21 protein-coding genes are annotated in these 24,579 nt (G+C 71.2%); 2 read left to right on the forward strand and 19 right to left on the reverse strand.

Features of this window, described 5'->3' with window-relative positions; genetic code table 11:
- Positions 1–302: 302 nt before the first annotated feature.
- The 18 genes from tyrS to infC form a co-directional block, all read right to left on the reverse strand.
- Entirely contained in the window at positions 303–1,583 is a 1,281-nt protein-coding gene (gene tyrS / locus LX12_RS17995; RefSeq protein WP_253655980.1) for a tyrosine--tRNA ligase, read from the reverse strand.
- Complete coding sequence (locus LX12_RS18000) at positions 1,580–2,257, reverse strand: DNA-3-methyladenine glycosylase (protein WP_253655981.1); 678 nt, start codon at positions 2,255–2,257, stop codon at positions 1,580–1,582. Before LX12_RS18000 ends, tyrS begins: the two co-directional genes overlap by 4 nt.
- A gap of 1 nt (position 2,258) precedes the next feature.
- Positions 2,259–2,480: a Trm112 family protein gene (locus tag LX12_RS18005; protein ID WP_253655982.1), complete on the reverse strand. Its 222-nt coding sequence runs from the start codon at positions 2,478–2,480 to the stop codon at positions 2,259–2,261.
- Between the two features lie 43 nt (positions 2,481–2,523).
- A complete protein-coding gene (locus tag LX12_RS18010; protein ID WP_253655983.1) occupies positions 2,524–5,508 on the reverse strand; it encodes an AMP-binding protein in 2,985 nt (994 codons plus the stop codon).
- A 69-nt stretch (positions 5,509–5,577) separates the two neighbouring features.
- Positions 5,578–7,020 (reverse strand): argininosuccinate lyase, encoded by a 1,443-nt coding sequence (argH, locus tag LX12_RS18015; RefSeq protein WP_253655984.1) that lies wholly within the window; start codon positions 7,018–7,020, stop codon positions 5,578–5,580.
- A complete protein-coding gene (locus LX12_RS18020) occupies positions 7,017–8,264 on the reverse strand; it encodes an argininosuccinate synthase (RefSeq protein WP_253655985.1) in 1,248 nt (415 codons plus the stop codon). Before LX12_RS18020 ends, argH begins: the two co-directional genes overlap by 4 nt.
- A gap of 54 nt (positions 8,265–8,318) precedes the next feature.
- On the reverse strand, positions 8,319–8,843 hold the full coding sequence (locus tag LX12_RS18025) for an arginine repressor (RefSeq protein WP_253655986.1): 525 nt from the start codon (positions 8,841–8,843) through the stop codon (positions 8,319–8,321).
- Positions 8,840–9,769, reverse strand: coding sequence for an ornithine carbamoyltransferase (argF, locus tag LX12_RS18030; protein WP_253655987.1), 930 nt, complete (start codon positions 9,767–9,769; stop codon positions 8,840–8,842). Before argF ends, LX12_RS18025 begins: the two co-directional genes overlap by 4 nt.
- Entirely contained in the window at positions 9,766–10,974 is a 1,209-nt protein-coding gene (locus LX12_RS18035) for an acetylornithine transaminase (protein WP_253655988.1), read from the reverse strand. The genes argF and LX12_RS18035 overlap by 4 nt, the downstream gene beginning before the upstream one ends.
- Entirely contained in the window at positions 10,971–11,903 is a 933-nt protein-coding gene (gene argB, locus LX12_RS18040) for an acetylglutamate kinase (RefSeq protein ID WP_253655989.1), read from the reverse strand. The genes LX12_RS18035 and argB overlap by 4 nt, the downstream gene beginning before the upstream one ends.
- Complete coding sequence (gene argJ / locus LX12_RS18045) at positions 11,900–13,111, reverse strand: bifunctional glutamate N-acetyltransferase/amino-acid acetyltransferase ArgJ (protein ID WP_253655990.1); 1,212 nt, start codon at positions 13,109–13,111, stop codon at positions 11,900–11,902. The genes argB and argJ overlap by 4 nt, the downstream gene beginning before the upstream one ends.
- The gene (gene argC / locus LX12_RS18050; protein ID WP_253655991.1) at positions 13,108–14,142 is read right to left on the reverse strand and encodes an N-acetyl-gamma-glutamyl-phosphate reductase; all 1,035 of its coding nucleotides are present in this window, start codon (positions 14,140–14,142) and stop codon (positions 13,108–13,110) included. The genes argJ and argC overlap by 4 nt, the downstream gene beginning before the upstream one ends.
- A gap of 54 nt (positions 14,143–14,196) precedes the next feature.
- Positions 14,197–16,686 carry a phenylalanine--tRNA ligase subunit beta gene (gene pheT / locus LX12_RS18055; protein WP_253655992.1) on the reverse strand — a complete coding sequence of 830 codons (2,490 nt, stop codon included), beginning with the start codon at positions 16,684–16,686 and terminating at the stop codon, positions 14,197–14,199.
- Between the two features lie 66 nt (positions 16,687–16,752).
- Complete coding sequence (gene pheS / locus LX12_RS18060; RefSeq protein ID WP_253655993.1) at positions 16,753–17,781, reverse strand: phenylalanine--tRNA ligase subunit alpha; 1,029 nt, start codon at positions 17,779–17,781, stop codon at positions 16,753–16,755.
- Between the two features lie 101 nt (positions 17,782–17,882).
- Positions 17,883–18,707: a TrmH family RNA methyltransferase gene (locus tag LX12_RS18065; RefSeq protein WP_253655994.1), complete on the reverse strand. Its 825-nt coding sequence runs from the start codon at positions 18,705–18,707 to the stop codon at positions 17,883–17,885.
- Between the two features lie 35 nt (positions 18,708–18,742).
- Complete coding sequence (gene rplT / locus LX12_RS18070; RefSeq protein WP_253648871.1) at positions 18,743–19,123, reverse strand: 50S ribosomal protein L20; 381 nt, start codon at positions 19,121–19,123, stop codon at positions 18,743–18,745.
- A gap of 65 nt (positions 19,124–19,188) precedes the next feature.
- Positions 19,189–19,383, reverse strand: a complete 195-nt coding sequence (gene rpmI / locus LX12_RS18075; RefSeq protein WP_253655995.1) for a 50S ribosomal protein L35 — start codon at positions 19,381–19,383, stop codon at positions 19,189–19,191.
- A gap of 53 nt (positions 19,384–19,436) precedes the next feature.
- Positions 19,437–20,009 carry a translation initiation factor IF-3 gene (gene infC / locus LX12_RS18080; protein ID WP_253656330.1) on the reverse strand — a complete coding sequence of 191 codons (573 nt, stop codon included), beginning with the start codon at positions 20,007–20,009 and terminating at the stop codon, positions 19,437–19,439.
- A 343-nt stretch (positions 20,010–20,352) separates the two neighbouring features.
- Here infC and LX12_RS18085 point away from each other — a divergent pair, with 343 nt between their 5' ends.
- Positions 20,353–20,694 (forward strand): DUF1844 domain-containing protein, encoded by a 342-nt coding sequence (locus LX12_RS18085; RefSeq protein ID WP_253655996.1) that lies wholly within the window; start codon positions 20,353–20,355, stop codon positions 20,692–20,694.
- Positions 20,695–20,704: 10 nt separating this feature from the next.
- Here LX12_RS18085 and uvrA read toward each other — a convergent pair whose 3' ends face one another.
- Positions 20,705–23,659, reverse strand: a complete 2,955-nt coding sequence (uvrA, locus tag LX12_RS18090) for an excinuclease ABC subunit UvrA (RefSeq protein WP_253655997.1) — start codon at positions 23,657–23,659, stop codon at positions 20,705–20,707.
- 145 nt (positions 23,660–23,804) lie between these two features.
- On the opposite strand from uvrA, the gene LX12_RS18095 reads away from it, so the two are divergent.
- Positions 23,805–24,488 (forward strand): MBL fold metallo-hydrolase, encoded by a 684-nt coding sequence (locus LX12_RS18095; protein ID WP_253655998.1) that lies wholly within the window; start codon positions 23,805–23,807, stop codon positions 24,486–24,488.
- Positions 24,489–24,579 lie beyond the last annotated feature (91 nt).

Consider the following 24,579-nt stretch of genomic DNA (forward strand, 5'->3'; position numbering starts at 1 on the left):
AAAACCCACGGCATCCACTGACAAACACCGCAGGCAAACAAAAACTTCACCAACAATTGTCGACACACTATCGAGTTCTCAAAGAACACACACCCGCACGTTCCGCCCTCGTCGGGGTTCCCGTGGGAGCTGCCAGATGAGCGCGCTGTCTCCAGCGGTTTCGATCTGGGGTTCTGCACCTCGCGCTAGCGGTTCCGGCGGGCTCTGAGGCCCGGCGGTGTTTTCCCTCGCTGCGGTGCATGGAAGAAGTTACACAGACGCGAACACAGCGTCAAATTGCCTGGTCAGCGGCCTGTGTTCGGTTACGTGCCCGTCAGGACGTGCACTCCGGCCACCGTCCGCTTGCCTCGACGCAGCACCAACCACCCGCCGGGGAGCAGGTCGTCGACACCGGGCTGCCAGTCCGTGTCCTCGATCTTCGTGTTGTTCACGTACGCACCGCCCTCCCCGATCACCCGTCGGGCGGCCTTGTTCCCGTCGCAGAGGCCGGTCGCGACCAACAGGTCGACGATGGTGCGCGGGTCGTCGGGAGCGAGCTCGACGGCACCGGTCTCGCGCAGCGCGCCGGCGACCGTCCCCTCGTCGAGGCCGGACAGGTCGCCGCGCCCGAACAACGCCTGGCTCGCCGCCTCGACCGCGGCGGTCTGCTCGGCACCGTGGACGAGTGTCGTCATCTCCGCGGCCAGGCGCTTCTGGGCCGCACGCAGGTGAGGTGACTCCGCGGTGGTCTTCTCCAGCTGCTCGATCTCCTCGCGGTCGAGGAAGGTGAACCACCGCAGGTAGCGCACGACGTCGGCGTCGGCGGTGTTCACGAAGTACTGGTACCAGGCGTACGGACTGGTCATCGTCGGGTCGAGCCACAGACTGCCGCCGCCGGTCGACTTGCCGAACTTCGTGCCGTCGGACGCGGTGACCAGCGGGACCGTGAGTGCGTGCAACGCCGTCCCGTCGATCCGTCGGGCCAGATCCACGCCGGCGACGATGTTCCCCCACTGGTCGGACCCACCGATCTGCAGCTCACACCCGTGCAGGCGGTTGAGCTGAACGAAGTCGTTCGCCTGCAGGAGCATGTAGCTGAACTCGGTGTAGCTGATCCCGTCCCCGGCCAGCCGCCGCTTGATGGTGTCGCGCGCGAGCATGACGTTCACCGAGAAGTGCTTGCCCACATCCCGGAGGAAGTCGACCACCGACAGCCCGCCTGTCCAGTCGAGGTTGTTGGCGACCACCGCGCCCGACGGTGAGTCGTCGATCGTCACGAACCGCTGCAACTGCGCGTCGATCCGGCTCGCCCAGTCGCGCACCGTGTCCGCGGTCTGCATGGTCCGCTCCCCCACGTCCCGGGGATCACCGATCATCCCGGTGGCGCCTCCCGCCAGGACGACGGGCCGGTGCCCGGCGAGTTGAAAGCGTCGCAGGGTGAGCAGGGGCACGAGGTGTCCGGCGTGGAGGCTGGGGCCGGTCGGGTCGAACCCGGCGTAGAGGGAGAGCGTGCCGCGCGCCACCCGGGCACGCAGCTCGTCGATATCGGTCGACTGGGCGATCAGCCCGCGCCACTGCAGGTCGTCGATGATGTCGGTGCTCACCAGTCCGATCTTTCCGCATCCCCGCACGACGCCGAGCGGCGGGCGCGCACGGCCGCCGAGCCGGGTCGCCAGGCCGACACGGCGGGGTGGCCGTCGACCCAGAACCGCCAGGGGCGACCGGTCGCGACGGTCAACCCGACCCGCGGGCCGCTGCGGACCCGCGCGTCGGCGACGGTCTCACCGCTCAGCAGCCGCATGTCGGAGCCGGGTCGCAGGACGTCGCGTCCCGAGTCCGCCAACCCGACGCCGAGCGCCGCACCGAGGTTGCCGGGGCCCATGGCCCAGCGGTCCTGCGGCGGGACGACCCCGGATCGGGACCGCCGACGGTCCGCGACGACGTCGTGACCGGCGAGCACCTCGGCCGAGCGCAGCAGCACGGCTCCGCCTTCCCCGTCGGACTCGCAGGTGATGTTCACGCACAGATGGATGCCGTACGAGCGGTACACGTAGGCGTGACCGGCCGGGCCGAACATCACCGCGGCACGCGGGGTCGGGCCACGGAAGGAGTGGGCACCGGGATCGGGGTGCCGACCGCCCTCGGGGCCGCCGTAGGCCTCGGTCTCCACGATCCGCAGCGCGACGGGACCGTGGTCGATCACGCATCCGAGCAGCCGACGGGCCGCGGTGACCGGGTCGACCGCGAGACGCGACCGTTCGACGCGGACCGCCGTCACCTCAGCGGGTCGACCGCGCCATCAGGGCGTCGTGTTCGGTGTCGTCGACGGGTCGCGCCTCCGGGATCAGCAGCACCGGGATGCCGTCGTCGACGCGGTAGACCACCCGCAGGCGCGGGTTGTACAGGACCTCGTCGGGCCCGGTGTCGGTGTCGAGGTGCAGGAGGGGTCCGTGGTCCTGCGGGCAGACCAGGCGTTCGGTCAGGAAGGCGTCGAGCGGCATGGTGTCAGTCTCCCCGTCGGTGCTGCGGCGGCCGCGATCGGGCTCAGGACGACTTGGCCTCGGTGATCGCGTCGCCCTGCGCCGACCAGCCCTTCTCGTCGGCGACGGTCCGGGTGAGACGGCGGTAGCGACCGTTCTCGTCGCGGTACCAGACGCGTGCGCTCGGCCGCGGGATCCCCTCGGCCCGGAAGCAGTTCGGGACCGGTCGGTAGGAGTGGCTGAGCGGGATCTCGTCGACGGCCCACACGATGTGCGGCCTCTCCGACGCGGGCAGACCGGCGAGCGCCAGGCGCAGCGACGACACCGTGAGGTTGGCCGTGTGCCGACGCGGCGACACGACGGCGACCGCGAGTTCGTGGTCACCCACGGTCGTGCCGTAGACGACGACCTGGTCGACGTCGGGATGGCGAGACAGCGCGGCGATGATCGGCTGCGGGTACACCGGTCCCTCATCGCTCTTGACCACCCCGTTCACGCTGCCCATCAGCCAGTGGTCGCCGTCGATGTCGCGGCGCACGAGCTGACCGGAGGTCTCCCAGCGGTCGTGGGAACCGAAGACGTCGCGCAGGACCGTGGCACCGGTCTCGTCGCGCTGGCGGGTCTGCGCGAGCAGGACGCCGACCTCGTCGACGTGCGCCTCGCGGACATATCCACGGGCGTCGAGGTGGAAGCGCTCCTCCATGACGTCCCACGCGGCCACCCGGACACGGTTGGTCTCCGGCAGCGGGCGGCCGATCGAGCCGATCTTCACGCCCGAGACGTCACCGAGGATCGCCGCGCCGTCGGCCGTGGCGAAGAACTCCATCACGCCGGCGTCGGGGAACCGCGCGACGACGTCGTCCCAGAGGCCGGCGGGCATGCCCGACCCGATGAACAGACGGATCGGGTTGTGCTCGGTGATGGCGAGGTCGGGGTCGCGGACGATCCCGTTGAGCATGGTCCAGGTGTAGGAGACGACGGTGATGCCGTAGCGGTACACCTCGCGGGCGAAGCTCTCCGGACCGATGCCCGACGACAGCGCGATGCGGGCGCCACCGACCACCGTGCCGCCGAGCGTGGTGAGCAGACCCGACGCGTGGTGCAGCGGGGTGAGGCAGTAGACGGTGTCGTTGCCGCCGATCGCCGCGGCCGAGGCCGCTCCGAACGCCGACTGCGCCCAGCGGTGGTTCGTGACCGGCCACCGCTGCAGGGTGCCGCCCGACGTGGTGAAGAAGATGAACGCGAGGTCGCCGGCGAGTCCGGGATCGGGTCGGAACCACGACGGCAGCTCGACCTGGTCGGGGTCGATCTGCTCCATGTCGACGACGGCGTCGCCGTCCGCCTCCGGGATCGCACGGGTGTCACCACCGCCGAGCACGAGGACACGCTCGGCGTTGCCCATCACGTGGTCGAGGCTGTCGGGGTCGGCGACGACGACGGTGACGTCGGCCAGGGTCAGCATCGGGTCGAGGGCGGCGTCCGGCGGCAGCGGCACGACGACCGCACCGAGACGCGACAGCGCCGCGATCGCGACCAGCGCACTGGGACGGGTCTCCATCATGACGCCGACGTGCTGGCCCGGACGCACACCGCACGCGATGAACCCGCGCACGACGTTGTCGACGCGACGGTTCACCTCGATGTGGCTCAGCACGCGGTCCTCGAAGAGGAACAGCTCCCGGTGACCGAACCGCTCGGCGTTCTCGGTCATCAGCTTGCCCAGCGAGATCCGCGTGCCCGGCTGGATCTGGCCGAGACGCACCAGACGGGGAAGCGTCCGCACCGACTCGCGGAGGACGGCCTGCGAGGTGCGGCGGAAGGAGTCGGCGGCGTGTGCGAGCTCGCGGCCGACGCCGGCGCTCGCGTCGGCGACGGCACCGATGCCGTGGGTGACCCGCGACGTGATGCTCACACCGGACCCGGTGGAGTCCTGCGGGTTCTCCTCCATCGGGGCGATGTCGGCGGGCTGGTCGTCGAGGCCCTCGCGCCAGCGGATCCACTGCGACACGGTCGGCCAGCTCTGCGCGCCCGCGACGGAGCCCACGACGAGCCCGAAATGGCCGACGGGCAGGACGGACTCGTAGACCTCGGCGCGCGGTGCGGCGCGCTTGATGCCCCGGACGGCGAGCGGCTGGCCGATGTCGTCGGCGCTGCCGACGAAGGCGAGCACCGGGCTGGTGACCTCGGCCAGGGTGACGAGCCGGTCGCGGATGACGAAACCGCCGGACACCATCCGGTTGTGCACGACGAACTGGCGCAGCAGTTCGGCGATCGCGGGCCCCGACCACGCGACCCACCCGTCGTTCTCGAGGAAGCGTCGCTGGTCCTCGCGGGGCAGCAGGGCGTTGCGGTCGTGCAGCTGGCGGAGGAAGTCGATGCGACTGCGCGCGGCCTTCACCGGGTCGAGCATCTGGAAGCCGGTGCGCGCGAGCCAGCCGGGGATGGCGAGGCGGTTGAAGACGTTGTCGGCGAACACCTCGGCGAGCGGCGCCATGATGTTCGCGGGCAGACCGAGCGGGAGCGCGGCGAGCACGTCGACCGGGCTGCCGAAGGTGACGAGGCTGGCGATGTCGCGCGACCGGCGGTAGGCGGCGGTCTGGTACGCGAACATGCCGCCCTGCGAGTAACCGATGAGATGGACCGGACGCCCGGTCTCCTCACGGATGAAGTCGACGATCTCGTCGAGCGCGACGATGTGGTCGGCGAGGGTGCGCTCCATCCCGCCGGCGACCTGGTCGGGTGAGCCGAAGTCGACGACCCACGGGTCGATGCCCGCTGCGTGCAGGATCGACACCGCGCCGTTGTGCCGGGTGACGTCGTAGATGTTGGCCGACACCATCATCGGATGTATCAGCAGCACCGCCGGGCCGTCGGCGACGTCGTCGGGGAAGTACCGCCGCAGGCGGTACATCGACGACGTCTCCTCGACCCGGAACGGAGCCGGGGTCGTCCCGGTCTCCAGGCCACCCATGCGGATGACCTCGAGACCGTTCTGGGCGGTGGCGACGACCCGGTCGAGTGCTCGACCGAGGTTCGGGATGCCCACCACGCGACAACACCTCCTGCGTCAGTGACTGCACGCGCTCATGACGCCGAGCGGCGCCGCGACGGTGTCACTCTACTTGCGGTCCGACGCCCGGCGTACCCGTTCCCGCAGGGTCTGAACGTGATCTGCCAGGGCGGTCCGTTGTTCGCCGACGCGAACCCCGGCTGTACCGCCCCGCGCCGAGCGGGAGGCGATCGACCCGTCGACGGTGAGCACCTCGCGCACCGCCGGCGTCAGGTGCTCGGAGACGGCCGCGAACTCCTCGTCGGACAGCTCGTCGAGCCCGACCCCGCGGGACTCGGCGGCCCGGACGCAGGCCCCCGCGACCTCGTGGGCGACACGGAACGGGACGCCCTGCCGGACCAGCCACTCGGCGATGTCGGTGGCCAGGGTGAAGCCGGCGGGCGCCAGCTCCGCCATGCGCTCCGGGTGGAACGTCAGCGTGCCGACCATGCCGGCGACCGCGGGCAGCAGCAGCGTCAGCTGGGCCACCGAGTCGAACACCGGCTCCTTGTCCTCCTGCAGGTCGCGGTTGTACGCGAGCGGCTGCGCCTTGAGCGTCGCGAGCAGGCCGGCGAGGTTCCCGATGAGCCGACCGCTCTTGCCGCGGGCGAGTTCGGCGACGTCGGGGTTCTTCTTCTGCGGCATGATCGAGCTGCCGGTGGACCACTCGTCGGCCAGGGTCGCGTAGCCGAATTCCGAGGTGGTCCACAGGATCACGTCCTCCGACAGCCGCGACAGGTCGACCGCGATCATGGCGAACACGAAGGCCGCCTCGGCGGCGAAGTCCCGCGAACTCGTCGCGTCGATCGAGTTGTCGGCGGCCGCGTCGAAGCCGAGGTCGGCGGCGATGCCGTCGGGGTCGAGCCCGAGCGACGACCCCGCGAGCGCGCCGGATCCGTACGGGGACACCGCGGTCCGTCGGTCGAGGTCGAGGAGACGGTCGACGTCGCGCGTCAACGGGTGGGCGTGCGCGAGCAGGTGGTGGGCCAGCAGCACGGGCTGCGCCGCCTGCAGATGCGTCTTGCCCGGCATGACCGCGTCGGGATAGGTCGCCGCCCGGTCGATCAGCGCGGCACACACGTCGAGGACGCCCTCGGCGACGACGACGATCGCGTCGCGCACCCACATCCGGAACAGGGTGGCGACCTGGTCGTTGCGCGAGCGACCGGCCCGCAACCGGCCGCCGACCTCGGGCCCGACACGCTCGATGAGGCCGCGCTCGAGCGCCCCGTGGACGTCCTCGTCGGACTCGGCCGCGGTGAACGCCCCGGAGGCGACGTCGGCGGCGAGGTCCTCGAGACCGCGCAGCATGGTGGCCAGGTCGTCGTCGGAGAGCAGTCCCGCGCGGTGCAACACCCGGGCGTGGGCCTGCGAGGCGCGCACGTCGTAGGGCGCCAGCGCCCAGTCGAATTGCGTCGACTTGCTCAGCGCCGCCATCGCGTCGGCGGGACCACCGGCGAACCGACCACCCCACAACGCCCCGGTGTTGGTGCCGTGCGGGGTATCGCTCATTCCCCGGACTCCACGTTCCCGACGTCGGAGAGTGCCTGCGGGGCCACGGCCCCACGGTCGCGTCGTGCGGCGATCTTCGACGACAGCCCGTGCAGCTGGACGAAGCCCTTCGCGGCCGACTGGTCGAAGGCGTCGCCCTCGTCGTAGGTGGCGAGGGTGAAGTCGTACAGCGACTCCCCGCTGCGGCGGCCGTTCACGTCGATCACGCCGGCGTGCAGGGTGAGCCGGATGTCGCCGGTGACGTGTTCCTGGGTGTGCTGGACGAAGCTGTCGAGCGCGGACTTGAGCGGCGAGAACCACAGGCCGTCGTAGACCTGCTCGGCCCAGTCCTGGTCGACGTGGCGCTTGTAGCGGCCGAGCTCGCGCTCGAGGGTGACGTGCTCGAGCTCCTCGTGGGCACGGATGAGGACCATCGCGCCGGGGGCCTCGTACACCTCGCGGCTCTTGATGCCGACGAGTCGGTCCTCGACGACGTCGAGGCGGCCGACCCCGTGCCGACCGGCACGCTCGTTGAGCTCCTGGATCGCCTGCAGCACCGACACCGGGCGGCCGTCGATCGCGATCGGGCGACCCTTGTCGAACGAGATGGTGAGCTCGTCGGGCGCGGTGAAGTTCGCCGACGGGTCCTCGGTGTAGTCGTAGACGTCCTTGGTCGGGGCGTTCCACAGGTCCTCGAGGAAGCCGGTCTCCACCGCACGACCCCAGACGTTCTGGTCGATGGAGAACGGCGACTTCTTGGTCACGTTGATGGGGATCGCGTTCTCCTCGGCGAACGCGATCGCCTTCTCGCGGGTCCACGCGTAGTCGCGGACCGGTGCGAGCACGTCGAGTTCCGGTGCGAGCGTGTTGAACCCGACCTCGAAGCGCACCTGGTCGTTGCCCTTGCCGGTGCAGCCGTGGGCGACGACGGTGCCGCCGTGGGCGCGGGCGTTCTCGACGAGGTGCTTGACGATCAGCGGGCGGCTGATCGCGGAGACCAACGGATACCGGTTCATGTACAGCGCATTCGACTGGATCGTCGGCAGGCAGTAATGCTCGGCGAACTCGTCACGCGCGTCGACGACGACCGCCTCGACGGCGCCGCAGTCGATGGCCCGCTGTCGCACGACCTCCATGTCCTCGCCGCCCTGACCGAGGTCGATGGCGACGGCGACGACCTCCTTGCCGGTCTCGCGACCGATCCAGCTGATGGCCACGGAGGTGTCGAGGCCACCGGAGTAGGCGAGGATGACGCGTTCAGCCATGGTTGTCTGCAGCTCCTGATGTGTCGGTGGTGGTCGGTCGGTGGTGGGCCCGGCTCACGCCAGGCCCTCGAGCATGCGGGCGATCTCCGCGCCGGTGACGGGGTCGCGGGCGACCACGAAGATGGTGTCATCCCCGGCCACGGTGCCGACCACCTGAGGCAGGCTGGCACGGTCGATCGCGCTCGCGAGGTAGTGCGCGGCACCCGGCGGGGTCCGCAGGACGGCCATCCCGCCGCTGTGGTCGGTCGAGACGAGCAGGTCGGCGAGCAGTCGGGACAGGCGGTCGGTGCCGCCGGACACCCCACGGACGGGTGACCCGTCCTCGGGGACGACGTAGACCCCGGCACCGCCGTCGGCCGCGCGCAGCTTGCTCGCGCCCAGTTCGTCGAGGTCACGGGAGATGGTCGCCTGGGTGGCCTCGATACCCGCGCGCACCAGCAGCGCCTGCAGCTCGGCCTGGCTGTGGACGTGGTTCTCGGCCAGGATCGCGACGATCGCCGCGTGGCGTCCGGCGCGGGTGTGCGACAGCCGACCGGCCGGGGTGGTCGGCGGCTGCGCGCCGTGCTCGAGCGCGCTCACCGCGCGTGCTCCAGCAGCCAGACGAGCAGCGCCTTCTGTGCGTGCAGGCGGTTCTCCGCCTCGTCGAACACGACACTGCGAGGGCCGTCGATCACCGCGTCGGTGATCTCGTCGCCGCGGTGCGCCGGCAGGCAGTGCAGCACGATCGCGTCGTCCGCGGCCGAGGCGAGCAGGTCGTCGTTCACCTGATACGGCCGGAACGGGCCGACGCGGTCGAGACCGTCACCCTCGTCACCCATCGACGTCCAGGTGTCGGTGACGACGACGTCGGCACCCTCGACCGCGGCATGCGGGTCGGTGAGAACCCGTGCGGTGGCGCCGGTCTCGGCGGCGCGGGCACGAACGGCCTCGAGGACGAACGGGGCGGGGACGAAGCCCTCGGGCGCGGCGACGGTGACGTCCATCCCCGCCGTCACGCCGCCGAGCAGCAGCGAGTGCGCCATGTTGTTGGCGCCGTCGCCGAGGTAGGTCATCGACAACCCCGCCGCGCGACCCTTGTGTTCGACGATCGTCTGCAGGTCGGCGAGCACCTGGCACGGGTGGAATTCCGTCGACAGCGCGTTCACCACCGGAACCGTTGCGGCCGCGGCCATCTCGTCGAGTCGCTCCTGACCGAAGGTTCGCCACACGATGGCGTCGACGAACCGCGACAGCACCGTCCCGGTGTCGGACAGCGTCTCGTCGCGACCCATCTGGGTGCTCTTGCCGTCGACGATGACGGCGTGGCCGCCGAGCTGGGCGATGCCCACCTCGAACGAGAAGCGGGTGCGGGTCGAGTTCTTGTCGAAGATGACCGCGACGCCCTTCGGCCCCTCGAGCGGACGGCGGGAGAACGGGTTCGCCTTGAGCTCGGCGGCGAGCGCGAGGACCTCGGCCTGCTCGTCGGGGGTCAGGTCGTCGTCACGGAGGAAGTGACGGAGGGTCATGCGTCGTCCTCCGCTGCCGCGTCGAGGATCCCGGGGAGTGCGCCGACGAAACCGCGGGCCTGCTCGTCGGTGAGGACGAGCGGCGGCGCGAGCCGGATGACGTCGGGCGCGGGGGCGTTGACGAGGTACCCCGCGTCACGGGCGGCGGACTCGACCGCCTTCGAGCGGGCCGCGGTGAGCACGATGCCCAGCAGCAGTCCCGCGCCCCGGACGTGCGACACGAGCGGGTGCCCGAGATCCTCGACGCCGGAGGCGATGGTCTTGCCCACGGCGGCCGCGTGGTCGCCGAGACGCTCGGCGTCGACCGTGGCGAGCACGGCCAGCGCCGCCGCGGCGCAGACCGGGTTGCCCCCGAAGGTGGTGCCGTGCTGGCCCGGGGTGAGCAACTCGGCCGCGGGTCCGGTGGCCAGGCAGGCCCCGATCGGCAGTCCGCCGCCGAGCCCCTTGGCCATGGTCACGACGTCGGGGACGATGCCCGCGGCCTGGTGGGCGAAGAACGGTCCGGTGCGGGCCACGCCGGTCTGCACCTCGTCGACGACGAGCAGCGCACCACGGTCCGCGGTGAGCGACCGGGCTGCGGCGAGGTAGTCGGCGGGCGGGACGACCACACCGCCCTCCCCCTGGATCGGTTCGAGGACGACCGCGGCGGTGTCGTCGTCGACGACCGCGGCGAGTGCCTCGATGTCGCCGTAGGGCACGAAGGTGACCCCGGCGGGCATCGGTTCGAACGGCGCACGTTTCGCCGGCTGACCGGTCAGGGCGAGCGCGCCCATCGTGCGACCGTGGAAACCGTTCTCGGTGGCGACGATCCGCGAGCGGCCGGTCCGGCGCGCGATCTTGAAGGCGGCCTCGTTGGCCTCGGCGCCGGAGTTGCAGAAGAACACCCGACCCGGCACACCCCACCGGTCGAGCAGGGCCTCGGCCAGGGCGACCGATGGCTCCGACACGTAGAGGTTCGAGACGTGACCGAGGGTCTGCAGCTGGCGGGTGACCGCCTCGACGACAGCCGGGTGGCCGTGACCGAGCGCGTTCACGGCGATCCCCCCGAGCAGGTCGAGGTACTCGCGGCCGTCGGCGTCGACGACCACCGCCCCCGACCCGTGCGTCAGCGCGAGGCCGGGCGTCCCGTAGTTGTCCATGAGCGCCGCCGACCACCGGCCCCGCAGGGTGTCGGTGCCCGCGGTCGTCTCGCCTGTCGAGGTCATGACGCGCCTTCCATCGGGTCGGGCGGTGGGACGGGATCGGGCAGGATCATGGTGCCGATCCCCTCCTCGGTGAACAGTTCGAGCAGCATGGAGTGCGGCACGCGGCCGTCGATGACATGCGCACGCGGGACCCCGCCCTGCACCGCGCGCAGGCAGGCCTCCATCTTCGGGACCATGCCCGAGTCGAGCTGCGGGAGCAGGGTCTCCAACTCGGAGGCGACGATCTCCGACGCCAACGACCCGCGGTCGGGCCAGTCGGTGTACAGACCCTCGACGTCGGTGAGGACGACGAGCTTCTCGGCACCCAGCGCCTGCGCGAGAGCAGCGGCGGCGGTGTCGGCGTTGATGTTGTGCACCACGCCGTCGGCGTCGGGCGCGATGGAGGAGACGACGGGGATCCGTCCCGCCTCGATGAGGTCGGTGACGGCGCCGGGCGTCACGGTGGTGACGTCGCCGACGAGCCCGATGTCGGTGGCGACACCGTCGACCGCGACCGTCCGTCGCGTCGCGGTGAACAGGCGGGCGTCCTCACCGGAGATCCCGACGGCGTGGGGGCCGTGGGCGTTGATCAGCCCCACGAGTTCCCGCCCGACCTGCCCGAACAGGACCATGCGCACGACCTCCATCACCTCGGGCGTTGTGACGCGGTAGCCGCCGCGGAACTCCCCGGTCAGACCCAGCCGCGACAGCATCGCCGAGATCTGCGGGCCGCCGCCGTGGACGACGACGGGGTGGATCCCGCAGGTGCGCAGGAACACCATGTCCTGGGCGAACGCGGCCTTGAGGGTGCCGTCGACCATGGCGTTCCCGCCGTACTTGACGACGATGACCTTGCCGGCGAAGCGCTGCAACCACGGCAACGCCTCGGTGAGGACGTGGGCCTTCGCGAGCGCCGACAGCGCGGTGGTCTCGGTCGGTGCGGTGCTCATGACGAGTACGCCGAGTTCTCTTCGACGTATCCGTGGGACAGGTCCGTGGTCCGGATGGTCGCCGCCGCGTCGCCGACGCCGAGGTCGATCGTGAGCGCGATGTCCGCGCCGGAGAGGTCGACCTCACGGGCGCCCGGCACGCCGGTGGTCGCGCGGTAGACCTCGGTCCCGTCGAACGCCACGGTCAGTCGGTCGACGTCGAGGGCGACCGGAGCCATCCCCACGGCCGCCACGACCCGCCCCCAGTTCGGGTCGGACCCGAAGAGCGCGGTCTTGACGAGGCTGTCGCGGGCGACGGTCCGGGCCGCGGCGACGGCGTCGTCCTCGGACGCCGCGCCGGAGACCGTGATCCGGATGCGCTTGGTGACGCCCTCGGCGTCGGCCATGAGCTGGTCGGCGAGGTCGTCGCAGGCGGTGAGGACGGCGGCGGCGAACTCGTCGGGGTCCGGGACGATCTCGCTCGCGCCGGAGGCGAGCAGCAGGACCGTGTCGTTGGTGGAGCACGAGCCGTCCACGTCGAGCCGGTCGAAGGTGCGGGCCGTCGCCGCCCGGAGCGTGGCGTCGAGCGCCGGCGCGTCGACGGCGGCGTCGGTGGTGAGCACGACGAGCATGGTGGCCAGCGACGGCGCGAGCATGCCCGCACCCTTGGCCATGCCCCCGACGTTCCACCCTGCCGGGTGGTGCACCGCGACCTGTTTCGGGACGGTGTCGGTGGTCATGATGGCGTGCGCGGCGTCGGTGCCACCCGACAGCCCGCCGCCCATGTCCTTCACGATCGCGTCGACGCCGGGCAGCAACGTGTCCATCGGCAGCCGGTCGCCGATCAGCCCGGTCGAGCAGACGGCCACCTCGCCCGCACCGGTCTCCGTGCCCCAGTTGCTCAACGCCGCGGCGACGGCCTCGGCCGTCCTGTGCGTGTCGGTGAAGCCGTCGGGACCGGTGCACGCGTTCGCGCCCCCGGAGTTGAGGACGACGGCGCGCAGCCGGCCGGACGTCAGCACCTGCTGCGACCACAGGACGGGCGCGGCCTTGATCTTGTTCCGGGTGAACACGCCCGCGGCGGCGTACTCGGGACCCTCGTTGAACACGAGCGCAAGGTCGGGGCGACCGGACGCCTTGATGCCGGCCGCCATGCCCGCGGCACGGAACCCGAGCGGCGCGGTCACACCCTGACCACGGACCACGGTGGACCTCGTCGACGTCGTCACGGCGCGACCCCCACCGTCGTGAGGCCCTCGGCCTCGTCGAACCCGAGCGCGATGTTCATCGACTGCACCGCAGCACCGCCCGTCCCCTTCGTGAGGTTGTCGATCGCTCCGACGACGACCAGCGTCTGGGCGCGCTCGTCGACGGTGACCGACAGCGCGACCGAGTTCGACCCGATCACCGACCCCGTCGTGGGCAGGGCGCCGTCGGGCAGCAGGTGGACGAACGGCTCGTCGGCGTAGGCCTTCTCGTAGACCGCCCGCACCTCGTCGGCCGACGCGGTCGTCCGCGCCGTGCAGGTCGCGAGGATGCCACGGGCCATCGGCGCGAGGACCGGGGTGAACGACACCGCGACCGGCTCCCCCGCCACCGCCGACAGCGCCTGCCCGATCTCGGGGTTGTGCCGGTGCGCGCCGCCGACGCCGTAGGCCCGGGCCGACCCGATGACCTCGGAGGCGAGCAGGTCCACGCGGGTGGACCGGCCGGCACCGGAGGTGCCGCTCACGGCGACGATCGTCACCGCGGAGTCGACGATCCGCGCGGCGACGGCCGGTAGCAGGGACAGCACCGACACCGTCGGGTAGCAGCCCGGTACCGCGACGCGCGTCGCGCCGGACAGCACCTCGCGGGCGCCGGGGATCTCGGGCAGTCCGTACGGCCATGTCCCCGCGTACGGGGTGCCGTAGAACCGGGTCCACTCCTCGGAATCGGTCAGCCGGTGGTCGGCGCCGCAGTCGACGACGAGCGTCGCGGGAGGCAGCTTGTCGGCCAGCGGACCCGAGGCACCGTGCGGCAGGGCCATGAACACGACGTCGTGGCCCGCGAGGACCTCCGGGGTCGTGTCGTCGAGGACACGGTCGGCGAGCGGGAACAGGTGCGGCTGGTGCTCGCCGAGGCGTGTGCCCGCGTTGCCGCCGGCGGTGAGCGCCCCGATGGTCACCTCGCCGGAGACGACGCGGGGATGCCCGAGGAGCAGCCTCAGGATCTCCCCGCCCGCGTATCCGCTGGCGCCGGCCACGGCGATCGAAGTCATGTGGTCATTATGCAGACCACTGCAACTCTATTCAGCGGCGGGGTCGGCGCGCGCTCAGCGCAGGCGGGCCCCGACCGCCGCCTCCGCGTGCGCGACGGCCGCGAGCCGGGCCTCACTCGCCTCGTCCTCGGTCAGCGTGCGGTCCGGCGCCCGGAAGCGCAGCGCGAAGGCGAGGGACTTGTGCCCTCCCCCGAGACGCTCGCCGGTGAACACGTCGAACAGCCGGATCTCCTCGAGCAGCGGTCCGGCACCCCGGGCGAGGGCGTCCTGCACGTCCGCCGCCGGCACCGCGGCGTCGACGACCACCGCCACGTCCTGCAGGACGGCGGGGAACGCCGAGAGTGTCGGCGCGGGGAGGTCGGCCCCGACGGGCAGTGCGTCGAGGTCGATCTCGACCGCGCACGACCGGGCGGGCAGACCGGACGCCTCGATGACGCGGGGGTGCAGCTCGCCCGCCCAGCCGACGTCGACGGGGCCGTCGGGACCGTCCACGACGACGCGGGCACAGCGACCCGGATGCCACGGCAGGTGGTCGTCGGCGACCATCCGCACGGCCACGCCGGACGCCTCGGCGACGATGCGGGCGGCCTCGAACGCGTCCGATGGATCGACCGGGCGCGCCGGCCCCCACGGACCTGCCGGCTCGCGGTTGCCGGCCAGCACGACGGCCACCGCCAGCGGCTGACGCGGCAGGGAGGCGTACAGCTCGGCGATCTGCTGGTCGCTGGGCCGCCCGGAGACGTCGACCGGGCCGACGGGGTGCGCGTTCGCGTCGGCGAGCACCACCTGGCCGATGGTGTACAGCGCGACGTCCCGCTGACCACGGGTGATGTTGCGGACGGCCATCTCGACCAGGTTGGGGATCAGGGTGGTGGCCAACTCGGAACGGTCGGACTCCAGCGGGTTGAGCACGCGCACCGTCGCCCGACGCGGGTCGTCGGAGGGCAGGCCCCAGGCGTCGAAGACGTCCGCGGGCAGGAACGGGAACGGGAGCACCTCGACGTGCCCGGAGACCGCGAGTGCCTTGCCGATGGCCCGCCGACGACGCTGCGTCGCGGTGAGACCCCGGCCGGCGGGGGCGCTGGGCGCGACGGCGGGGATCCTCTCGAGCCCCTCGAGTCGCAGCACCTCCTCGACGAGGTCCGCGGGGCCACGCAGGTCGGGCCGCCACGACGGCGGCTCGACGGTGAGCGGACCGGTCCCGGTGACGGTGCACCCGACCTGTTCGAGCCGGCGGACGGTGGTGCCCTCGGGGTAGGCGACGCCCGCCACCCGGTCGGGGAGGTCGGCGTCGACCACGATCACGCTGCCGGGCACGTCCACGCGCACGTCGGTGAAGGTCGGGTCGGCCTGACCCCCGGCCAGGTCGACGAGCAGCTCGGCGGCCCGCGCGAGCGCGACCGGGGCGAGTTCGGGGTCGACGGAGCGCTCGAAGCGCTTCCCGGCCTCGCTCGAGAGGCGGTGACGCCGTCCGGTGCGGAAGACAGCGACCGGGTCGAAGCGTGCGGACTCCAGGATCACGTCGGCGGTCCCGTCGGCGACCTCGCTGTGGGCGCCGCCCATCACGCCGGCCAACGCGATCGGCCCGGACTCGTCGGCGATGACGACGTCGTCGGGGTCGAGGGTGCGGTCGGTGCCGTCGAGGGTGGTCAGCGTCTCGCCGGCGATCGCCCGACGCACGGTGATGGTGCCGGTGACCCGGGCGGCGTCGAACGCGTGCAGAGGCTGACCCAACTCGAGCATCACGTAGTTCGTGACGTCGACGACGGCGGAGATCGGTCGGACACCGGCCACGAGCAGACGCTTGCGCATCCACCACGGCGACTGGGCGGTCGGGTCGATCCCACGGATCACCTGCGCGCAGTACCGCGTCGCCGACGACGCCTCGTCGATCCGGACGCCCGGGGAGGTCTCGCCGCCGGGGGACGACGCCGCGGCGATCGTGCGATCGGCGGGATCGACGAAGGGCAGGTCGAAGCTCGCCGCGAGTTCCCGTCCCAGGCCGCGGGCGCTGAACGCGTACCCGCGGTCGGGCGTGACGTTGACGTCGATGGCGCAGTCGGCCAGTCCGAGGACGACGCGCGCGTCGTCGCCCGGTGTCGCCGAGCCCGGTTGGAGCACGAGGATGCCCGAGTGGTCGTCGCCGACGCCGAGCTCGCTGACCGAGCAGATCATGCCGTCGGAGGTGCGGCCGTAGGTCTTCCGCGCGGCGATCGCGAAGTCACCAGGAAGCACGACCCCGGGCAGGGCGGCGACGATCAGGTCGCCCTCGGCGAAATTGCGGGCACCACAGACGATCCCGCGCGGCTCGCTCTCCCCCACCTCGACGCGACAGAACCGGATGGGCTTCTTGAAGCCCTCGAGCTCCTCGATCTCGAGCACCTGCCCGACGACCAGGGGCCCGGTGATCTCCGGGAAATCCTCGAGCGACTCGATCTCGAAACCGACGCGGACGAAGGCGGCGTCGAGCGCGGCGGGCGTCGCCGCGAAGTCGGGCGCACCGCCGCGCACCACGTCGACCATCCAGGACTGGGTCACACGCACTCGGGTTCGACCTCTCTCAGGGTTTCTGCCACAGGGGATCTCGGGGACACGGTGTCCGGTGCCGCGTCAGACGGCGGGACCGAAGGGCAGCGTGAAGCGCACGTCGCCCTCGACCATGTCCCGCATGTCGGGCAGGTCGTTGCGGAACTGCAGCGTCCGTTCGAGGCCCATGCCGAAGGCGAAGCCGGAGTGGACGTCGGGGTCGATGCCGCTGGCGCGCAACACCGCCGGGTTGACCATCCCGCAGCCGCCCCACTCGACCCATCCCGGCCCGCCCTTCTTGGCCGGGAACCAGACGTCGACCTCGGCCGAGGGCTCGGTGAAGGGGAAGTAGTTCGGGCGCATGCGTGTGGTGGTGTCGGGGCCGAAGATCGCCTTGGCGAGGATCTCCAACGTGCCGCGCAGGTTCGCCATGGTGAGGCCCTTGTCGACGGCGAGGCCCTCGACCTGGTGGAACACCGGCGTGTGGGTCGCGTCGAGTTCGTCGGTGCGGAACGTGCGCCCCGGACAGGCGACGTATATCGGCACCTCGCGCTCGAGCATGGTGCGGACCTGGACCGGCGAGGTGTGGGTGCGCAGCACCTGACGGGAGCCCTCCGGTGCGATGTAGAAGGTGTCCTGCATCGACCGCGCAGGGTGATCCGGCAGGAAGTTGAGCGCGTCGAAGTTGAAGTGCTCGGTCTCGACCTCGGGCCCCTCGGCGATCTCCCACCCCATGCCGACGAACACGTCGGCGACCTGCTCGGCGATCACGGTGATCGGGTGGCGGGCACCGAGGGGGCGGCGCGCCGTCGGCAGCGTGACGTCGATGGCCTCCGCGACCAGCACGGCCGCGTCGCGCTCGGCGACCAACTGCTCGCGGCGCGCGTCGTGTGCGGACTGTGCCCGCGCGCGTGCCGCGTTGACCTCCTTGCCCGCCGACGACCGTTCATCCTTCGGCAGCTCGCCGAGCCGACGGCGTGCAAGCGCTATCGGCGACCGGTCGCCGAGGTGCTCCGTCTTGGCCTCGGCCAGCTCGGCGAGGTCACGGGCCGCGGCGAACGCCGCCTCGGCCGCCTCGGCGGCCGGGATCAGGTCCAGGCTGTCGGTGGTCACGACGGGACGGGCTCCTCGGAGATCGGTGGTGGGGTCGCCGACGGACGACACGATGAGCCTATCGGATGCGCGCACCCGGATTTTCGGCGCCGCGGCGCAGGTCAGGACGTGTGTGCGGCGTGGACGCGGGCGCTGACGTACAGGCACATCGCGGCGGCGGCGGCGATGTTCAGGCTCTCCGCCCGACCCCGGACGGGGATGGCGACGCGGTGATCGGCGGACGCGGCGACCTCCGGCGACAGCCCGTGCGCCTCGTTGCCGAACACCCACGCGACCGGTCCCGCCAGCAGACCCTCGTTCCCGGCCGCATCGAGGTCGTCGAGGGACAGCTCGCCACCGGCGGCGGTCGCGAGGACCGTGTGACCGGCCTCGCGCAGTCGCGTCAGGACACCCGCGACATCGCGGTCACGGACGATCGGCAGGTGGAACACCGAGCCGGCACTGGCCCGGACGCACTTGCCGTTGTGGACGTCGACGGCGTCCCCCGCGAGCACGACACCCGCGCACCCGGTGGCGTCGGCGGTGCGGATCAGGGTGCCCGCATTGCCGGGGTCGGCGAGGTCGACGGCCACCACGACGGCGCCGTCCCGCCCGGCGGCGACGACCGCGTCGACGTCGGTGTCGAGGGCGGTGCACTCGGCGAACAGGCCCGGCGTCGTGGTGGTCTCGCCGAGCTTGTCGGCCGCACGCGGGGTGATCACGACGATCTCGATCCCGGCGGCGCGGGCGTCGTCGAGGATCGTGACGAACGAGGTCACGTCGTCCTCACGGACGAGGACGGTGCGGACGGCACCGACGGCCAGCGCCGAGCCCACCGCGTTCGCGCCCTCGACGAGGAACACTCCCCGGTCACGGCGCTGGGCGGCGCGATGCAGCTTGGACAGCGAGACGACCCGGGTGGATCGCTCGGTCAGAGCGGTCTCCACCACGGGTCGTCCGGTGTCGTGCTGTGTGCTCGGCGTCAGGCCGCGGGGGCGTTGACGTCGGCCGGGAGTGCCGTGCGGGCGACCTCCACCAGGCCGGTGAAGGCCTCGGGGTCGCTGACGGCGATCTCGGCGAGGATCTTGCGGTCCACCTCGAGGCCGGCGATCTTCAGGCCCTGGATGAAGCGGTTGTAGGTGATGTCGTTGGCGCGGGCCGCGGCGTTGATGCGCGCGATCCACAGCTTGCGGAACTCACCCTTGCGGGCGCGACGGTCGCGGTAGGCGTAGGTCAGCGAGTGGAGCTGCTGCTCCTTCGCCTTGCGGTAGAGCCGCGACCGCTGGCCGCGGTAGCCCTTGGATGCCTCGAGCGTCGACCGACGCTTCTTCTGGGCGTTGACCGCCCTCTTCACGCGTGCCACGTGCGTACCTCGTTACTTCTCGGCCGACCGCCGCGGCGGTCGGATGGGGATGGTGAGCGCGGGGCTCAGATGTTCAGGAGGCGCTTGATGCGCGGGGCATCGACCTCGGCGACGACGGCGGTGCCGTCGAGCCGGCGGGTGCGCTTGGTTGGCTTGTGCTCCAGCAGGTGGCGACGGTTCGCCTTCTGCCGCTGGATCTTGCCGGTGCCCGAGACCTTGAAACGCTTCGCGGTCCCCTTGTGGGTCTTCGCCTTCGGCATGGTGATTCCTCGACTTCTTCGTGTGGTGCTCGTCTGGTGCTGGTGCTGGTGCGCTACTGCGCGGGGCCGGCCGGGCCGGCGTCGCGGGCCTCGGCGGCCTTCGCGCGTGTCTTCGCGCCCTTGTGCGGGGCGAGCACCATGGTCATGTTGCGTCCGTCCTGCTTGGCGGACGTCTCGACGAACCCGTACTCCCCCACGTCCGCGCCGAGTCGCTGCAGCAACCGGTAGCCGAGCTCCGGTCGCGACTGCTCACGCCCGCGGAACATGATGGTGACCTTGACCTTCGAACCCGCCTCCAGGAAGCGGATGACGTGGCCCTTCTTGGTCTCGTAGTCGTGGTCGTCGATCTTCGGCCGGAGCTTCTGCTCCTTGATGACCGTCATCTGCTGGTTACGGCGCGACTCGCGCTGCTTCTGCGCGGCCTCGTACTTGAACTTGCCGTAGTCCATGATCTTGCAGACCGGCGGACGGGCGTTCGGCGCCACCTCCACCAGGTCGAGATCGGCCTCCAGGGCCAATCGCAAGGCATCTTCAACACGCACGATGCCCACCTGCTCCGAGTTGGGTCCGACGAGTCGGACCTCCGGGACGCGGATGCGCTCGTTGATGCGGGTCTCTGTGCTGATGGGGCCTCCTCGTTAGTACTTCGGTGGTGCGGGACGTCGCCGGGTCCCCGGGACTCCCGCGTCGTGCGACGCGTTGCTCGTCGAACGCCCTCAGCCAGCGAAAAGGCCCCGTCCGATCGGCGATCGGCGGGGCCCGCACTGACCGGTCGGCAGCGTCGAGCGGGTCTGCAACCCACGCACGTGCCACCTCCAACAGGAGGCACCGCACCGGTATTCCCAGGTGGGAGGCGATGCGGTGACCGGACCGTACGACTGCGGCGATGCCGTGTCGGACGGTGGGAGCGGGCTCCACTTGCAAACCCCGGCTCTCACCGGGGCGGTCTGACGTGGAAGTCTAACAGTCATGTCCGAGAATCCCCATTCCGAGGATGTCCGGGAGCTCGCGGACGTCCCGGCCGTCGAGGTGGTCACCCGCTCGATCGTCATGCTCATGAGCGCGGCGGCCGAAAAGCTCGGTCTCGCCGACGATCCCGCGGCCGGTGCCCGCGTCGACCTCGACGAGGCACGCAAGCTCATCACCGCGCTCGCCGGCCTGGTCACCGCCGCTCTCCCCGACCTCGGCCTGCACGCCGCGCCGATCCGCGACGGGCTGAAGAGCCTGCAGCTCGCCTTCCGCGAGGCCAGCGCCGTCCCCGACGAGCCGGGTCAGGGCCCGGGCGAGAAGTACACCGGCCCGGTGCGCTGACCCCGGCGCGTCAGGCCGACGCCCGCGCCCGGGAGCGGGCGGTCGCGCCGTTCTTCGTGCTCTTCGTCGCCTTCGCCGCGGCCTTCCGCGGACGGGCGGCCGGCTTCTCGGGCGTGAGGATCTCTCGCAGGAACCCGCCGGTGTGGCTCTCGGCCACGCCCGCGACCTGCTCCGGGGTGCCCTCGGCGATGACTCTGCCGCCGCCGGACCCGCCCTCGGGGCCCATGTCGACGATCCAGTCCGCGGTCTTGATGACGTCGAGGTTGTGCTCGATGACGATCACCGAGTTGCCCTTGTCGACGAGGCCGTTGATGACGTCGAGCAGCTTGCGGATGTCCTCGAAGTGCAGGCCGGTGGTCGGCTCGTCCAGGACGTACACCGTCCGCCCGGTCGAGCGCTTCTGCAGCTCGGACGCCAGCTTCACGCGCTGCGCCTCACCGCCGGACAGCGTCGGCGCGGGCTGCCCGAGCCGGACGTAGCCCAAGCCGACCTCGTCCAGCGTCTTCAGGTAGCGGTGGATCGAGGTGACCGGCTCGAAGAACTCGGCGGCCTCCTCGATGGGCATGTCGAGCACCTCGGCGATCGTCTTGCCCTTGTAGTGGACCTCGAGCGTCTCGCGGTTGTACCGCGCACCGTGGCACACCTCGCACGGGACGTAGACGTCCGGCAGGAAGTTCATCTCGATCTTGATCGTGCCCTCGCCGGTGCACGCCTCGCAGCGACCGCCCTTGACGTTGAAGCTGAAGCGCCCGGGCTGGTAGCCGCGGACCTTGGCCTCGGTGGTCGCGGCGAACAGGGTGCGGATCTTGTCGAACACGCCGGTGTAGGTCGCCGGGTTGGACCGCGGCGTGCGCCCGATCGGCGACTGGTCGACCTGGACGAGCTTGTCGAGGTGGTCGAGGCCAGTGATGCGCGTGTGCCGTCCGGGCACCTGCCGCGCACCGTTGAGCTTGTTGGCCAGAGTGGTCGCCAGGATGTCGTTGACGAGCGTCGACTTGCCCGACCCCGAGACACCCGTGACCGCGGTGAGGACGCCGAGCGGGAACGCCACGTCGATCCCGCGCAGGTTGTGTTCCCTCGCGCCGATCACCTTGAGCTGCCGTTTGGTGTCGACCGCGCGCCGGTGCCCGGGGATGGGCAGCGTCTCGCGACCGGACAGGTAGGCGCCGGTGAGCGACTCGGTGTTGGCGAGCAGTGCGGCGTAGTCGCCGCTGTGGACGACCTTGCCGCCGTGCTCGCCGGCGCGCGGGCCGATGTCGACGATCCAGTCGGCGGCGCGGATGGTGTCCTCGTCGTGCTCGACGACGATGAGGGTGTTGCCGAGGTCGCGCAGGCGGGTGAGCGTGTCGATCAGGCGGCGGTTGTCCCGCTGGTGCAGACCGATGGACGGCTCGTCGAGGACGTACAGCACGCCGGCGAGGCCCGATCCGATCTGCGTGGCCAGCCGGATGCGTTGCGCCTCACCGCCGGACAGCGACCCGGCGGCCCGTGAGAGCGACAGGTACTCGAGACCGACGTCGAGCAGGAATCGGATGCGGGCCTGCACCTCCTTGAGCACGCGGCCGGCGATGGCCTGCTCGCGCGCGCCGAGGGTGAGGTCGGTGAGGAAGTCGGCGCAGTCGGCGACGGACAAGGCACAGACGTCCGCGATCGACTTCGTCCCGAACCGCGGGTGGTCGAGCGTGACGGCCAGGATCTCCGGCCGCAGACGCGCTCCCGAGCAGACCGGGCACGGAACGTCGCGCATGTAGCCCTCGTACCGGTCCTTCATCTGCTCGGACTCGGTCTGCTCCATGCGACGGTGCAGGAACTTCATCACCCCCTCGAACTCCGTGTAGTACGAGCGGGTGCGGCCGTAGCGGTTGCGGAACCGCACGTGCACCTGGTGGTCGCTGCCGTTCAGCAGCGCGCGACGGGCCTTGACCGGCAGGCGGTTCCACGGCGTGTGCACGTCGAACCCCATCTGCTCGGCGAGGCCGGACATGAGGCGCAGGAAGTAGTCGGCGTTGTGGCCCGTGGACCACGGCGCGATGGCCCCCTCGGCGAGGGTCATCTCCGGGTCAGGGACGACGAGGTCCTCGTCGACCTCCTTGCGGATGCCGAGGCCGTCGCACTCGGGGCAGGCTCCGTAGGGCGAGTTGAAGGAGAACGATCGCGGCTCGAGGTCGTCGATGGCGATGGGATGTCCGTTGGGGCAGGCCATCCGCTCGGAGAACCGGCGCTCCCGCTCGGGGTCGGACTCGTCGAGGTCGACGAAGTCGAGTACGACGATCCCGTCGGCGAGACGCAGACCGGTCTCGATGGAGTCGGTGAGGCGCTGCTTGGCGGAGGCCTTGACGACGAGGCGGTCGACGACGACCTCGATGTCGTGCTTCTCCTGCTTCTTCAGCGTCGGCGGCTCCGTCAGCGGGTGGACGACGCCGTCCACCCGGACGCGGGAGAAACCCTGCGTCTGCAACGAGGCGAACAGGTCGACGAATTCACCCTTGCGGGTCCGCACGACGGGCGCGAGCACCTGGAAGCGGGTGCCCTCGTCCATCTCGAGGACCTGGTCGACGATCTGCTGTGGCGTCTGCTTGGCGATGGCCGCGCCGCACTCCGGACAGTGCGCCGTCCCGGCACGCGCGTACAGCAGACGCAGGTAGTCGTAGACCTCGGTGATGGTGCCGACCGTCGACCGCGGGTTGCGGTTGGTCGACTTCTGGTCGATCGAGACCGCCGGCGACAGACCCTCGATGAAGTCGACGTCGGGCTTGTCCATCTGGCCGAGGAACTGGCGCGCGTAGGCCGAGAGCGACTCGACGTAGCGGCGCTGGCCTTCGGCGAAGATCGTGTCGAAGGCGAGGCTCGACTTCCCCGACCCCGACAGCCCCGTGAAGACGATGAGGCTGTCGCGGGGGAGGTCGACGTCGATGCCGCGGAGGTTGTGCTCGCGAGCTCCCCGCACGATCAGACGGTCTGCCACTGGTTGATCCCCTGCTCTCGTGTGCGTGGCGCGTGGATACACGGCCCTGACCACTCTAGGTGTGACCACCGACAGGACGCGTGGCGGCCGGATCGGCCCCGGCGAGGGCACCTCGCACGGCGTGGACCGCCGGTAGGTTGGCCCCATGACGGCTCCGCAGGTGACCATCTCCGACGACTACACCGGCGACGTGGGCGACCAGTCCGGCGCGCACCGGCTGACGCTCCCCTCGGCGACCATCACCAAGATGTCGGTGGGCCCGATGGACAACAACGTCTACCTGGTGACGTGTTCCCGCACCGGGGAGCAGTTGGTGATCGACGCGGCGAACGACGCCGACCGCATCCTAGGACTGCTCGAGGCGTCGCCGGGTCACCTGTCCGCCATCCTCACCACGCACCAGCACTTCGACCACTGGCAGGCGCTGGCGGCCGTCGCCACGGCGACGCGGGCCCCCACCGCGGCGGGTCGGATCGACGCGCCGGAGATCCCGGTCGCCGCGGACCGCCTCGTCGACGACGGCGACGTCGTGGAGGTCGGGGAGCTCCGGCTGCACGCCATCCACCTCGTCGGACACACCCCGGGGTCCATCGCCCTCGCTCTCGAGGTCGACGGGGCCACCCACCTGTTCACGGGCGACTGCCTCTTCCCCGGCGGCGTCGGGAAGACCTGGGAGGCAGGCGATTTCGAGCGTCTGCTCGACGACGTGAGCACCAAGCTCTTCGACCGTTACGGCGACGAGACCAAGGTCCACCCCGGTCACGGTCTGGACACGACCTTGGGCGCCGAACGTCCCCACCTGGGTGAATGGCGCGAACGCGGCTGGTGAGGCGTGTCGGGACCCCTCGCGCGGGGGGTCGCTGCCGGTAACGTCGTGCTCGCCCTGCCGTTGCCCGAGCCCCGGACCTCGGCGCGTGACC

It is taken from the genome of Williamsia serinedens (assembly GCF_024171725.1).
Lineage (GTDB): Bacteria > Actinomycetota > Actinomycetes > Mycobacteriales > Mycobacteriaceae > Williamsia_A > Williamsia_A serinedens.